This window comes from Halorubrum sp. Ib24 (genome assembly GCF_002252745.1).
In the GTDB taxonomy this organism is placed as follows: domain Archaea; phylum Halobacteriota; class Halobacteria; order Halobacteriales; family Haloferacaceae; genus Halorubrum.
On record NZ_NHOX01000023.1, the window covers coordinates 14,019 to 27,588 of the forward strand.

12 protein-coding genes and 2 pseudogenes are annotated in these 13,570 nt (G+C 71.7%); 10 read left to right on the top strand and 4 right to left on the bottom strand.

Annotation, left to right across the window (positions count from 1 at the left end; translation table 11 throughout):
- Window positions 1-4 precede the first annotated feature (4 nt).
- Window positions 5-139, top strand: a pseudogene (locus DJ82_RS05355) (gfo/Idh/MocA family oxidoreductase); the annotation flags it as partial.
- A gap of 33 nt (window positions 140-172) precedes the next feature.
- Here the strand turns inward: DJ82_RS05355 and DJ82_RS05360 are convergent.
- Entirely contained in the window at window positions 173-643 is a 471-nt protein-coding gene (locus tag DJ82_RS05360) for a type IV pilin (protein WP_094581241.1), read from the bottom strand.
- Window positions 644-813: 170 nt separating this feature from the next.
- On the opposite strand from DJ82_RS05360, the gene DJ82_RS05365 reads away from it, so the two are divergent.
- Together DJ82_RS05365 and DJ82_RS05370 are read left to right on the top strand one after the other, a co-directional pair.
- Complete coding sequence (locus DJ82_RS05365; protein ID WP_094581242.1) at window positions 814-1,428, top strand: YIP1 family protein; 615 nt, start codon at window positions 814-816, stop codon at window positions 1,426-1,428.
- A 139-nt stretch (window positions 1,429-1,567) separates the two neighbouring features.
- Entirely contained in the window at window positions 1,568-3,817 is a 2,250-nt protein-coding gene (locus DJ82_RS05370) for an OB-fold nucleic acid binding domain-containing protein (RefSeq protein ID WP_094581243.1), read from the top strand.
- 36 nt (window positions 3,818-3,853) lie between these two features.
- Here DJ82_RS05370 and fer read toward each other — a convergent pair whose 3' ends face one another.
- A complete protein-coding gene (gene fer / locus DJ82_RS05375) occupies window positions 3,854-4,513 on the bottom strand; it encodes a ferredoxin Fer (protein ID WP_094581244.1) in 660 nt (219 codons plus the stop codon).
- A 128-nt stretch (window positions 4,514-4,641) separates the two neighbouring features.
- Here fer and fen point away from each other — a divergent pair.
- The 4 genes and pseudogenes from fen to gcvPB all read left to right on the top strand — a co-directional run bounded on the left by fen (window position 4,642) and on the right by gcvPB (window position 9,194).
- A pseudogene (gene fen, locus DJ82_RS05380) lies at window positions 4,642-5,620 on the top strand (flap endonuclease-1).
- A 253-nt stretch (window positions 5,621-5,873) separates the two neighbouring features.
- Entirely contained in the window at window positions 5,874-6,257 is a 384-nt protein-coding gene (gcvH, locus tag DJ82_RS05385; protein ID WP_094522661.1) for a glycine cleavage system protein GcvH, read from the top strand.
- Between the two features lie 177 nt (window positions 6,258-6,434).
- Window positions 6,435-7,763 carry an aminomethyl-transferring glycine dehydrogenase subunit GcvPA gene (gene gcvPA, locus DJ82_RS05390; protein ID WP_094557346.1) on the top strand — a complete coding sequence of 443 codons (1,329 nt, stop codon included), beginning with the start codon at window positions 6,435-6,437 and terminating at the stop codon, window positions 7,761-7,763.
- On the top strand, window positions 7,764-9,194 hold the full coding sequence (gcvPB, locus tag DJ82_RS05395) for an aminomethyl-transferring glycine dehydrogenase subunit GcvPB (RefSeq protein ID WP_094581245.1): 1,431 nt from the start codon (window positions 7,764-7,766) through the stop codon (window positions 9,192-9,194). It begins immediately after the preceding gene.
- 25 nt (window positions 9,195-9,219) lie between these two features.
- Here the strand turns inward: gcvPB and DJ82_RS15220 are convergent, their stop codons facing one another.
- Window positions 9,220-9,636 (bottom strand): helix-turn-helix domain-containing protein, encoded by a 417-nt coding sequence (locus DJ82_RS15220; protein WP_241881432.1) that lies wholly within the window; start codon window positions 9,634-9,636, stop codon window positions 9,220-9,222.
- Between the two features lie 514 nt (window positions 9,637-10,150).
- On the opposite strand from DJ82_RS15220, the gene DJ82_RS05405 reads away from it, so the two are divergent.
- Window positions 10,151-11,392, top strand: a complete 1,242-nt coding sequence (locus tag DJ82_RS05405; protein WP_094581246.1) for a threonine synthase — start codon at window positions 10,151-10,153, stop codon at window positions 11,390-11,392.
- A gap of 47 nt (window positions 11,393-11,439) precedes the next feature.
- Here DJ82_RS05405 and DJ82_RS05410 read toward each other — a convergent pair whose 3' ends face one another.
- A complete protein-coding gene (locus tag DJ82_RS05410; protein WP_094581247.1) occupies window positions 11,440-11,916 on the bottom strand; it encodes a cupin domain-containing protein in 477 nt (158 codons plus the stop codon).
- Between the two features lie 116 nt (window positions 11,917-12,032).
- On the opposite strand from DJ82_RS05410, the gene gnd reads away from it, so the two are divergent.
- Together gnd and DJ82_RS05420 are read left to right on the top strand one after the other, a co-directional pair.
- Window positions 12,033-12,938, top strand: a complete 906-nt coding sequence (gene gnd, locus DJ82_RS05415) for a phosphogluconate dehydrogenase (NAD(+)-dependent, decarboxylating) (RefSeq protein ID WP_094581248.1) — start codon at window positions 12,033-12,035, stop codon at window positions 12,936-12,938.
- Between the two features lie 117 nt (window positions 12,939-13,055).
- Complete coding sequence (locus DJ82_RS05420; protein WP_094581249.1) at window positions 13,056-13,400, top strand: DUF5802 family protein; 345 nt, start codon at window positions 13,056-13,058, stop codon at window positions 13,398-13,400.
- Window positions 13,401-13,570 lie beyond the last annotated feature (170 nt).

Sequence of the window (13,570 nt, forward strand, 5' to 3'; positions counted from 1 at the left end):
TATGAACCATAAGTTCCTCTCGGTGGTCGCCGAGGGCGGCGAGTTCTCGCCGTCGTTCGCGGAGGGGTACGAGGTTCAGAAGACGCTCGACGCGATCGAGCGCTCCGACGAGCGCGGCGAGTGGGTGTCGGTGGAGTAGGTCGCGGCTCGGTTCGATTCGTCCTCGCGCTCGTCAGAACCCACCGCCGCCGCCGAGCGGGTCCGCTCCCGGCTCCTCCTCGGCCCACTCGCTTATCGCCGAGTCCTCGCCGTCGTAGGTGCCGAGGGTCTCGCGGGTGTCGAACGCGACCGGCTCCCAGACCACGTCGAACTGCTCGTTCCCGGTCGCGTTCGACACGACCACGCGATCGCCGGGCTCGACGACGCCGTCGCCGGGCCAGGCCCCGAACTCGACCTCGCCGTCGGGGTCCTCGCCGCGCACGTACAGCTCCTCGGCGGCGACGGGGTCTGGCCCGGCGGCGACGACGACGATGTCGCCGCCCTCGCGTTCGACCTGGAACTCCGCGTCCGGCGGCGCGACCCCGTCGATCAGGCCGAACATCGCGGCCCCGACGATCGCCAGCAGCAGGACGACGACGCCGACGAGCAGCCCCGTGCCGGCTATCGGGGTGAACCCCCGCTCGTCGTTCCGAAAGGCGCGCATTCGACTACCGCTCCGCCCGGCCCGGTATAAGTGTTTACCCGCCGCTTATCAGACAGGAGAACGAGCTGACGCCGACGCCGACCCGGCGAGGCCGACTCTCCCGTCGTCGGTCCGGGCGGGCGTCGCTCCCGAACCGGAACCCCGTTATTCCACCCGGCCGAAAGGCGCACGTGACTTCGTGGATCGACGATCCGGCCGGGGGCGGGCGCGGGGACCGGGCCGGGCTCGCTCGCGCTTGGGTCGAGGCGCTCGGCCGGCCGCGCCGCCTCTTCGCCAACGGCGTGTCGCCCGGCGATCAGGCGCCAGCGCTGACGTTCGCGGTCGCCGTCGCCGGCGCGTTCACGCTCGGGTGGGTCGTCGCTGACCCCACCGCAGTCCCCGGAATCGTCGTCTCGGTGCCCGTCTCCGCGCTCGTCGCCTTCCTCGTCGTGGTCGCGCTCGCGGCCCCGGTCGGGCTTCACCTGACCGCGGCGGTCGCGACGGTGAGCGTGATCCTCGCCAACGTCGAGGTGCGCGACGGGCTCTCGCTCCGCGACCGCGGCGGGGTCAGCGAGACCGTACAGGTCGTCGCGTACGCCAGCTCGCCGATGGCGCTCGCCGGGCCGCCGGTCCCGGCGCTGCGGATCGCCTGCGGCGCGTACGCGGCCGCTCTCCTGCTGATCGGGTTCCGCGTCGTTCACGGGACCTCGTGGCCGCGCACGCTCGTCGCCGGGATTCCGCCGGCGCTGCTCGGCTACGGCGTCGGCTACCGCGTGATCGCGTCGGCTCGAACCCTCTTCGCGTGAGCCGCCCGGCGGTCGCCGAGGCGGCCGAACCGGTCGCGGCAGGGCCGGGCCGAGAGTCGCCGCGGCGACCGTTTCCGCCGAGAGGCTCCCGCGAGGCTTTCGACAACCGTTTTAGGCCCGAGGCTCTCGGTGTACTCAAATGGGATCTTGCATCATCTGTGGCGTCGACGTCGACGGCGGCGGGCGTATCTGCGACCCGCACCAGGAAGACGTCGTGTTCGACTACCGCGGAAACTCCCCCGACCAGCTCGTGTCCGACCGATTCTACCGCGGCGTCGTCGACGGCTACGCCGAGTTCGGCGTGTTCGTCGACCTCGCCCCGGGCGTGACCGGCCTGCTCCACCGGTCCGAGCTGGACCGACGGCTCGACAGCCTCGACTGGGAGCCCGGTGACGAGGTGTTCGTCCAGGTGAAGGGCGTCCGCGACAACGGGAACATCGACCTCGCGTGGTCGATCCGACAGGCCGACCGCGAGTTCCGCGGCGTGCTCGTTCAGGACGGCGACACGGAGTTCCTCCCCGAGGAGGACGGCGACGACGCGGGCGAGGAGGCGACCGAGGACGACCGCGCCACCGACGAAACGACCGAAGATGTCGTCGACGAGACGACCGAAAACGAAGGCGCCGTCGACGAAACGACCGAAGACGTCGCTGACGAGACGACCGAAAACGAAGGCGCCGTCGACGAGACGACCGAAGATGCCGCCGACGAGACGGAGGGAGACGCGGCCGACGACGCGACCGGGCCTGACGAGACGGGCGACGCTGACGAGGGCGAGAGCGTCGACGCCGAGCCGGTCGAGGACGCGACCGACGCCGAGGAGTCAGCGTCGAGCGAATCCGAGTCACCCGACGCGACGGACGACGACGAGCCCGACGAGCTCGACGGCGACCGCGAACGCGTCGAGATCGGGACTCTCTCCGAGGCCGTCGGCGACGCGGTGCGGATCGACGGCGAGGTCGTCGGCGTCCGACAGACCGGCGGCCCCACCGTCTTCGAGGTGCGCGACGAGACCGGCGTCGTCGACGTGGCGGCGTTCGTCGAGCCGGGCGTCCGGGCGTACCCGGACGTCGAGGTCGGCGACGCGGTGCGGATCGACGGCGAGGTCGAGAGCCACCGGGGCGACGTGCAGGTCGAGTCCGAGGCGCTCGTCCTCCTCGAGGGCGAAGACGCGGAGTCCGTCCGCCGCCGGCTCGCGGAGGCGCTGACCGACGAGGCGCGTCCCGAGGGGCTCCAGCCGCTCGCGGGCGACGAGACGGTCGCCCAACTCGCCGACGGACTGCTCGACGCCGCGGAGGCGGTCCGCCGCGCGGTCCTCGAATCGCGCCCGATCGTCGTGCGCCACCCCGCCACCGCCGACGGCTACGTCGCCGGCGCGGCTATCGAGCGCGCCGTGCTCCCGCTGATCCGCGACGAGCACGCCAAGAGCGACGCCGAGTACCACTACTTCACGCGCCGCCCGCTCGACGACCCGGTGTACGGGATGGACGCGGCGACGAACGACGCGACCCGCATGCTGCAGGACCGCGACCGCCACGACGAGAAGCTCCCGCTGTTCCTCCTCGTCGGCACCGGTTCGACGGTCGAGTCCGCCGACGGCATCGACCTGCTCTCCGTCTACGGCGTCGACGCGGTCGTCGTCGACGCGGAGGTCGCCGACCCCGAGACCCGCGAGGCCGTCGACACGCTCGTCTCGCCGGAGATCGAGTCGGTCGAGGGCGACCTCTCGACGGGCGCGCTGGTCGCCTCGCTGGCGTCCGCGATCAACGACGAGATCCGCGCGGACCTGCGGCACCTCCCGGCCGTGAGCTACTGGGCCGAGACGCCCGACCGCTACGTCGACCTCGCCCGCGACGCGGGCTACGACGTCGAGCGCGTCGCGGAGCTCCGCGAGGCGGTCGCCCTTGAGGCGTACTACCAGTCGTACCAGGACAAGCGCGAGCTCGTCGCCGACCTCCTCTTCGAGGACGGCGGCAACCTCGCGGCGCACGTCTCCGAGCAGTTCCGCGAGAAGCTGGAGACGGAGGTCGAGACCGCGACCGCCAACGTCGTCACCGAGGCGGTCGACGGCGTCGAGTTCGACGTGCTCGACACCGACGGCTACACCCACCGGTACGACTTCCCGCCGACGCCGCTCCTCCTCGACGACCTCCACCGCCGGCGCGCGAACGGCGAGGCGCACGCGACCGTCGGCATCGGCACCGACGAGCTGTACATCCGAACGAGCGAGGGCGTCTCCGTCCGCGACGTGGCCGAGCGCGCGGCCGAGCTCGCGCCCGCCGCCGACGTCACCACCGCTGGGCTCCGCGAGGGCAAGATCGAGTTCCTCTCGGGCGAGCGCGACGCGGTCGAAGATGCCGTCGTCGCCGCCGTGGCCGAGGCGTTCTGAGCGGGGCACCGTCCCGGTCGCGCTCGGCGAGCGCACTCACCGCCGCGTGAACGGTCCCGGCGGGAGGATGAGATCGTCGAGCTCGGAGAGGTGTTTCACGTTGAAAACGACCTTCAGCTCGTCGCTCAGCGGGTAGCCGTTACACGAGAGCCGGAACCCCCGCTCGGCGAGCTCGTCGGGCATGATGTGGTTCGCCGGCTGCGAGAGCTCCCCCTCGACGAGGTACACCGCGCAGTTCGCGCAGGCGCCGCCGCGACAGGAGAACGGCCACTCGAACCCGCGGTTCTCCGCCGCCTCTAACAGGCTCTCGTCCGGCTGGACGAGCAGGCGTCCGTGCTCGGCCGCGCCGAGGTCGGCGTGCGACGCCCGCCGGAAGAGGTCGTCGTCGTCGAGCGACCAGCCGTAGTCGGCGAGCGCGTCGTAATCGAGGAACTCGACGCGGGCCGGCTCCACCTCGGCGGCGTCGCCCTCCTCGTCGGTCAGGTCGACGTCGGCGGCGGCGACCGCACCGTCGTCCCCGTTTCCGTTCCGCTCCCGCTCGTCGAGCTCCCGATAGGCGCGCCTGACGAGTTGGAACTCCTCGAGCGTCCCGCCTCGGTCCGGGTGCGCCTCCTTCACCCGGTCGCGGTAGGCGCGCTCGATCGCGGCCTCGTCGGCTTCCTCGTCGATTCCCAACACCTCGAACGGCGAGACCATTCCCTACCGAGACGTAGTCGAGTGACGCACATAAACGCCCCACAAGGCGGCAGCGCGGGGAGGCGAACCGGCCGGGGGTCGGTCCGCGAGTCGATGGTTTAAGAGCCGCGGCGTCGAGGGATCGATCGATGGGAAACGCGGACTTACGCGACCTCGCGGCGATCCGGGACGTCGCCTTCGAGGAGATCGAGGGGAGCGTCGTCGCCGTCGACGCGCACAACTGGCTGTACCGGTACCTCACGACGACCGTCAAGTGGACGGCCGACGAGAAGTACACCACCGCCGACGGCGTCGAGGTCGCGAACCTCATCGGCGTCGTCCAGGGGCTCCCGAAGTTCTTCGAACACGACCTGATCCCGGTGATGGTGTTCGACGGCGCCGTCACCGACCTGAAGGCCGACGAGGTCGCGGACCGACGCGAGAAGCGCGAGCGGGCCGAGGACCGGCGAGCGGCGGCCGAGGAGCGCGGCGACGCCGTGGAGGCCGCCCGACTGGAGGCCCGCACCCAGCGGCTTACGGACACGATTCAGGAGACGACGCGCGAGCTGTTACGCCTGCTCGATGTGCCGGTCGTCGAGGCCCCGGCCGAGGGGGAGGCCCAGTGCGCGCGCATGGCGGCGACCGGGACCGTCGACCACGCCGGAAGCGAGGATTACGACACGCTGCTGTTCGGCGCCCCGACGACGCTCCGACAGCTCACGAGCAAGGGCGATCCGGAACTGATGGAGCTCGCGGCGACGCTCGACGAACTCGAACTGGACCGGCAGGGGCTGATCGATGTCGCCATGCTGTGCGGCACCGACTTCAACGAGGGCGTTCACGGCGTGGGGCCGAAGACCGGCCGTGACGGCGGTGAAGGAGCACGGCGACCTCTGGGGCGTCCTCGACGCGCGCGGCGCCGAGATCCCGAACGCCGCGGAGATCCGCGAGCTGTTCATGGACCCGCCGGCGGCCGACGTCGCCGTCGACGCCGACGTGAACCCCGACGTGGAGGCCGCCCGCACCTACGTCGTCGACGAGTGGGGCGTCGCGGCCGACGAGGTCGAGCGCGGGTTCGAACGCATCAGGGAGTCGCAGGTCCAGACCGGACTCGACCGGTGGTCGTGAACGGCGGGGCCTCGGCGGTCGCGATCCGCCGCGCCTCCCCGCGTTGCGGACGAGCGGAGCGGCGAGAAGCCGGCGCGGTGGCCGCGAACATACCTTTTATTTCCCCTCGCGGGAAGGGAGAACCACACGTTTCGTGGACCACTTCTCGACCGCGGATCCCGCCGGTCGGCGTCTCCCGGGGGCGGGCCAGCCGCGACCGCACGGCGCGGACGTGCGGGTCGGACCGAGTGTCCCACGACGACCCCTTTCACCAATGAGCTTCGAAGTTCCCGACGAGTTACGGTATCTGGAATCGCACGAGTGGACCACGACCGGCGGCGACAGCGTCCGCGTCGGCGTCTCCGACTTCGCGCAGGACGAGCTCGGCGACGTCGTCTTCGTCGAACTGCCGGAGGTCGGCGACGAGGTCACCGGGGGCGAGCCGTTCGGCGTCGTCGAGTCGATCAAGGCCGTCTCGGACCTGTACGCCCCCGTCTCGGGCGAGGTCGTCGCCGTCAACGAGGACCTGTTCGACCGCCCGGAGCTCGTCAACGAGGACCCGTACGGCGACGGGTGGATGATCGAGATCGACGCGGTCGACGGCGGCGACGCCGAGGGGCTCCTCGACGCCGACGAGTACGACGCGCAGATCGCGTAGCGAACCGGACGGCGGAACGGACAGAGCGGGACTCGCCAGCGGACACACGACAATGAGAACCTCACCCTTCGACGGACGATCCGGTACCGGACGACAGAGCGACGGCGGGCGCGCGGGAGCGGACCGACGTACGGGAGCGAGCCGACGCGCGGCGGGCCGACGCGGGGGATCGGACCGATGAGCGGAACGAGCGGCACTCCGTACGCGCCGCACACGGACGAGGAGACGGCGGCGATGCTCTCGGCGATCGGCGCCGAAGACGAGGAGGCGCTGTTCGACATCCCGGACGACGTCGCCTTCGACGGCGATCTCGGGATCGAGCCGCGCACGGAGCGGGAGATCCGCGCGGAGTGTTCGCGGATCTTCGGTCGGAACGACGACCTGACGGAGTTCCTCGGGCGCGGCCACTACGGCCACTACGTCCCGAGCGTCGTCGACCACCTCTCGGACCGCGCGGAGTTCCTCACGAGCTACACCCAGTACCAGCCCGAGATCTCGCAGGGGTTCCTCCAGGCACTGTTCGAGTACCAGTCGATGCTGGTGGAGCTCACCGGGCTCCCGGTCGCGAACTGCTCGATGTACGACGCCGCGACCGCGCTCGGCGAGGCGGCGACGCTCGCGGACCGGGTCCGGTCGACCTCGGGCGACACCGTCCTCGTCCCGGAGCAGCTCCGCGAGGGGAAACGCGAGGTGCTCGCGAACTACTGCGCCGGCGCCGACCTCGCTATCGAGCCGTACCCGATGGCCGACGGCAACGCCGACGTCGACGCCCTCGCCGAGCGCGTCGGCGACGACGTCGTCATGGTGTACGCCGAGAACCCGACGGTCCGCGGTTGTATCGAGGAACGGCTCGCGGCGGTCGGCGACCTCGCGGCCGACGCCGACGCGCTGTTCGTCCTCGGCTCGGACGTCGTCTCGCTCGCGGTCCTCGAGGAGCCGGCGAGCGTCGGCGCGGACGTCGTCGTCGGCGAGGCGGACGCGCTCGGGCTCCCGACCGCCTACGGGATGGGGCTCGGGATCTTCGCCTGCAGCGACGAGTTCCTCCGGCAGGTGCCGGGGCGGCTCGTCGGCGCGAGCGAGGACGCCGGCGGCGACCGCGCGTTCACGCTCACGCTCCAGACCCGCGAACAGCACATCCGGAAGGAGCGGGCGACCTCCAACATCTGCACGAACCAGGCGTGGGTCGCGCTCCGGGCGGCGATCCACGCGGCGGTGCTCGGGCCGGACGGCCTCGTCGACCTCGCGAACGACTGCGTCCGCGAGTCGGCGGCGCTCGCCGACCGGATCGACGGGCTGAACGGCGCCGTCGCGCCGGTCCACGACCGCCACCACGTCCGGGAGTTCGCCGTGCGCGTCGACCAGCCGGCCGCGGCGATCGCCGAGGACCTGGAGGCCGAGGGCTTCGCGGTCCACGTCGTCGACGAGCATCTCCTGCAGGTGTGCGTGACCGACCTGAACGCGGCCCGGACGGACGACCTCGTCGCGGCGTTCGAGGAGGTGATCTGAGTGATCCACGACCAGGCCAGCTACGACCGGGACGACGAGGACGTCCGGGAACCGCTGCTCTCGGAGAAGGGAGAGGCGACCGTCGACGTGACCGCGGATTCGCCGCTCCCGGACGACCTGACGCGGGACGAGCTCACGCTCCCCGCGCCCTCCGAGCCGGAGATCGCCCGCCACTACACCCGCCTGTCGCAGATGAACTGGGCGATCGACTCCGGCCCGTACCCGCTCGGGAGCTGCACGATGAAGTACAACCCGAAGTTCACCGAGGACGTCGCGGCCGACCCGAACGCGGCGGTCCACCCGGACCGCTCCGAGCGGTCGACGCAGGGGAACCTCGAGCTCCAGTACCGGCTCCAGGAGCTCCTCGCCGAGATCGGCGGGATGGACGCCGTGACGCTCCAGCCGCCGGCGGGCGCGGCCGGCGAGCTCACCGGTATCCTCGTCGCGAAGGCGTACCACGAGCACCACGGCAACGACCGCTCAGAGGTCGTGATCCCGGCATCGGCGCACGGGACGAACTTCGCGACCGCCGCGACCGCCGGCTACGACGTGGTCGAGCTTCCCTCCGGCGACGACGGGCGGGTCGACGTCGAGGCGCTGGATGCGGCCGTCGGCGACGACACGGCGGCGCTCATGTTGACCAACCCGAACACGGTGGGGCTCTTCGAGCGCGACATCACGGAGATCGCCGAGATCGTCCACGACGCGGGCGGGCTGCTCTACTACGACGGCGCGAACCTCAACGCCCTGCTCGGCCGCGGTCGACCCGGCGACATGGGGTTCGACGTGATGCATTACAACGTCCACAAGACGTTCGCGACCCCCCACGGCGGCGGCGGCCCGGGCGCCGGCCCGGTCGGCGTCGTCGACGAGTTGGCCGAGTTCCTCCCCACGCCGCAGGTCCGCGAGAACGAGAACGCCAGCAGGTACGAGCGCTTCGAACCCGCCAACACCATCGGGAAGGTCCACGGCTTCACCGGCAACTGGCTCGTCCTGATCAAGGCGTACGCGTACGTCGCCCGACTCGGCGACGAGGGGCTCTCGGACGCGTCCGCGAACGCCGTGTTGAACGCGAACTACCTCGCCGAGCGGATCGACCTGGACGTGCCGCACGGCCCCTTCCACCACGAGTTCGCGGCGACGCCCGGCGAGCGCGACGCCGCCGACGTCGCCAAGCGCATGCTCGACTTCGGCGTCCACCCGCCGACGACGAAGTGGCCGGAGATGGTCCCGGAGGCGATGCTGACGGAGCCGACCGAGATCGAGGGGCAGTCCTCGCTCGACGACCTCGCCGAGGCGTTCAACCTCGCGTACGCCGACACCGACGAGGCGCTCGACGCGGCTCCGAACCGGACGGCCGCGAGCCGCATCGATCAGGTCTCGGCCGCGCGGAACCCGCGGCTCTCGTGGCAGGCGCTCGACGACGAGTGAGAGGGAGCGGCGGGGGGTCGACCGATTACGGATCCGTCACCGGGACGCCGGTCCGCTCGGAGCCGCGGGCCGCGTCGCCGTCGCCCCCGTCGTCGAGCCCGTCGATCGACGAGCCGGGGGCCCGGAGCGCCGATCCGGAGCGGGGACCGTCGGCGTCGAACGGCGGCCCCTTCTCCACGAACCGTCGTAACACCTGCCCCTCGGCGCGATGGAGCGTCTCGCTACAGGTCGACTTGGCGATGTCGCGGTCGGCGGCGAGCTCGGTGAGCGTGCACTCCCGCGGCGTGTCGTAGTACCCCGCCTCGACGGCGGCGCGGACGAGGTCGCGCTGCGTCTCGGTGAGGACCGGGGTCGGCTCGTCATCGCCGGTCGACTCGACGGTCGCGCCCGCGGCCGCGAGCCGGCGCCCGAACGCCGAGAGCCGCTCGCGATCGTCGACCACCGCGAGGGTCGCGCGCGCCGTCGCGACCTCGACCCGGCGACTCGATCGGGAACCGCCGGCCCGGCGGCGGCGGCGACGTACGACGGGGGCGGGGCGGCCACGCGGGCGACCGTCTCCGCCTCGCTCTCTCCGACGATATCGGCGTCGTCCACGCGGTCGTGACCGCGGAGGGCCTCGACGGCCTCGACGCGGCCGATCCCCGTCGCCGCCAGCCCGGTGACGTCGCCCTCGTCCCCCGCCACGGTCCCCGTGACCCGGAGCGACGCGTCGGGGGCGGAGCGGGAGGCCTCGCCGAGCCAGGAGTCGGCGGGGAGGTCGAGCCGCAGTCGCGTCCGGCTCATCGGTTTCGCCTCGCGGCGGCCTTCGTGCCGTCGTTTCTTGACATTCGTCTGACGGTACGGCGCCTCGCTCCCTCCCGGTGTCCCTTCATTCGTTTCGATCTTAAGTAGTCGGTCGGCGGCCCGAGATCGTCGAGATCGGTGCATCGAAGTCGAGCGCGGCCGACCGGCCCCACATGGAGACGACGGACGCGTTCACCGGACTCTCGTGTGTCGACTGCGGGGAGACGTTCGACGCGGCGACGGCGACCCACCGCTGTCCCGACTGCGACGGGATCTTGGACCCCGCGTACGACTACGACCGGATCGACCTGGCGCCCGCGGCGCTCGCGGAGCGGCCCTTCGAGTCGATGTGGCGGTACGCGGACCTGCTCCCGTTCGCGCCGGAGACCGCGGTGTCGCTCGGGGAGGGCGCGACGCCGCTCGTCGAGTGTCCCGCGCTCGCCGACGCGATGGGCGTCGGGCGGGTCCTGCTGAAAGACGAGGGCGCGAACCCGACGGGGACGTTCAAGGACCGCGGGCAGTCGCTCGCGATGACGGCCGCGCACCAGCACGGCGCCGAGGCGGTCGCGCTGAACAGCGCCGGCAACGCGGGGCAGGCGGCGGCCGCGTACGCCGCGCGGGCGGACCTGGACGCGCACGTGTTCCTCCCGTCGCGGGCGGGATTCACGCAGAAGGCGATGACGGAGGTCCACGGAGCGGAGCTCACCGTGGCCGGCCCGATGGACGGGAACTCTCAGATCGGCGACGCCGGGGCCGCGTACGCCGAGGCGATGGACGACCACCCCGACTGGTACTCGACGAAGACGTTCGTCACGCCGTACCGCCACGAGGGGAAGAAGACGATGGCGTTAGAACTCCTGGAGCAGCTCGACTGGGAGGCGCCCGACGGCGTCGTCTACCCCACCGGCGGCGGCGTCGGGCTGGTCGGGATGCACAAGGCGGCCCGCGAGGTCCGCGATCTGGGGTGGACCGACGGGCTCGTCCCGATGTACGCCGCGCAGGCGGCCGGTTGCTCGCCCGTCGTCGACGCCTACGAGGCGGGCGCCGACAGCCACGAGCCCGTCCCCGACGACGAGGTCGACACGGTCTGTAACGGGATCGCGATCCCGGACCCGGGCGCGAGTCACCTGATCCTGGACGCGGTCAGGGAGTCCGACGGCGGGGCGGTAGCGACGACGGACCGGGAGATCCTCGACGCCGCGGTCGACGTCGCCCGGACGGAGGGGCTGGAGGTCGGCGCGACCTGCGCGGCCGCCGTCTCGGGGGCGTTCGCGCTCGCGGAGTCCGGGGAGTTCGGCCCCGACGACACCGTCGTCCTGCTGAACACCGGCGCGGGCAACAAGGACGTCGACGCGCTCCGAGCGCACCTCGGCGAGCGCGAGGCGGCCGCCGAGAGCGGAGCGGAGAACGTCTGATCGCCCGAGCGACCGGCGGCGACGCCGCTTCGTCGGTCGAGCACCGCTCACATCTCCCAGTAGTCGACGTCGCCGTCGGTCTCGTAGTACCCCTCAAACGAGCGCTCCTCGCGGCCGCCCGGGGGCGAGCCGACGTAGACCCCGAATGTACCGGAATCGGGATACACCGTCACGTCGGGCTCGGTCATCGTCGACAGCGCGAGGTACCGCACCGGCTCGTCGCTATCGTTGACGACGCGGTGCGCGCCGGACTCGTCGGCCGCGAACGCGACGTAGTCGCCCGCCTCGATCGCTTCCGTCTCGCCGCCGTGCCGGAGGGTCGCCTCCCCCGCGAGGACGTAGAGCGCCTCCTCGTTGGCGGCGTGGTAGTGGTACGGCCACGACTTCGCCCCGGCGGGGAGCTCGTAGAGGCTACAGCCGATCCCCTCGCCGCCGGCCGCCTCGGCGAGCTGCTTCCGCCGGAACCGGGTCTCGCCGCGGTCCGTCTCCGTCCAGTCGAGCTCGTTCTCGGTAACGCGTCCCATGTGCGCGGCTCTCGGCCGGCGAGCAAAACGGTTTGGGGGGTCGCGCGGGTCGGCTCGCGGCGCCGGGCGGCCGCCGAACCGGAACCACTACGGCGGGCGGTCGCCACCCCTCGCGCATGGAACTCGGCGTCATCGGACTCGGGCGGATGGGGCAGATCGTCGTGAACCGGTCGCTGGCGGCGGGTCACGACGTGGTCGCGTTCGACCTCTCGGCGGAGGCGACCGCGACGGCGGCGGAGGCGGGCGCGACGCCCGCGGACTCGGTCGCCGACCTCTGCGACCGGCTCGGCGAGGAGAAGCGGATCTGGCTGATGGTGCCCGCCGGCGACGCGGTCGACGCCACCCTCGCGGACCTGGAGCCGCACCTCGACGGCGACGACGTGGTCGTCGACGGCGGCAACTCCCGGTTCCACGAGTCGGTCCGGCGCGCCGAGGAGACGGACGCCGCCTACCTCGACTGCGGCACGTCCGGCGGCCCCGCCAGCGCCGAGGCGGGCTTCTCGCTGATGATCGGCGGCCCGGAGTGGGCCTACGAGGCGCTCGTCCCCGTCTTCGACGCGGTCGCGACCGGGCCGGACGGCCACGACCGGATGGGCGAGTCGGGGTCGGGCCACTACGTGAAGATGGTCCACAACGGCGTGGAGTACGCGCTGATGCAGGCGTACGGCGAGGGGTTCGAGCTGCTCGCCGAGGGGCGGTACGACCTCGACATGGAGTCGGTCGCTCGGACGTGGAACAACGGCGCCGTCATCCGGTCGTGGCTCCTGGAGCTGTGCGAGGAGGCGTTCCGCGAGGAGGGGTCCGACTTGGGCGACGTCGCCGACCGCGTCGCCGGCGGATCGACCGGCACGTGGACGGTCGAGGAGGCGCTCGAACAGGAGGTCCCCGTCCCGCTCATCTACCAGGCGCTCGCCGAGCGGTTCGACTCGCGGAACGAGGGTCGCTTCTCTCGACGGCTCGCCAACCGGCTCCGGTACGGCTTCGGCCGTCACGAGGTCGCGCGGCGGTCGGACGGCGCGTAACGGCCGGCCGGCCGGCTCCGATTTTTTAACGGCCGTCGCGGGGCGGTCGATTATCAACGTCACTCACGCGCCGGGTAACGCTTATATACTACCGTGCCAGAGGTTATCACGCATAGCATGTTCGAGCGATTTTCCAGCGGCTACTATCTGGGGGAACTGTACGTCGAGCCCCACGACGGCGACCGCGCCGTCATCCGGCGGGCCGACCACGAGCAGGTCAACGAGCAGCTCTACGCGGACGGCGAGGGGGTAGAGCGACTCGACGCGCCGCTCGTGATGAAGGTCGGCGCCGGTCACATCCCGGTCGCCGGCGACGACGACGTGCCGAGCGGGACGCTCGCGCTCCCCCACGAGTTCGCGGACGAGACCCTCCCGGACCGGAAGAACGTCCTGCTGGCGGACGCGGATCGGGCGGAGGCGCTGTTGCGCTGGGAGGGCTGGGAGCCACACGTGAACGCGTGATACGAGAACGGTTCTGTCGATTCCGTTTTCTGTGGCGTCTGCGCTCCAGTTAGTGGTTTATAAATAATCGACCGCGGATCGGCGGGAAACAACTCCGAAGCCCCAGTCGCGAAGACGGCGCACGCTCGCTGCGCTCCTCAGTCGCTCGTTTCACTCGCTCCCTGCGGTGC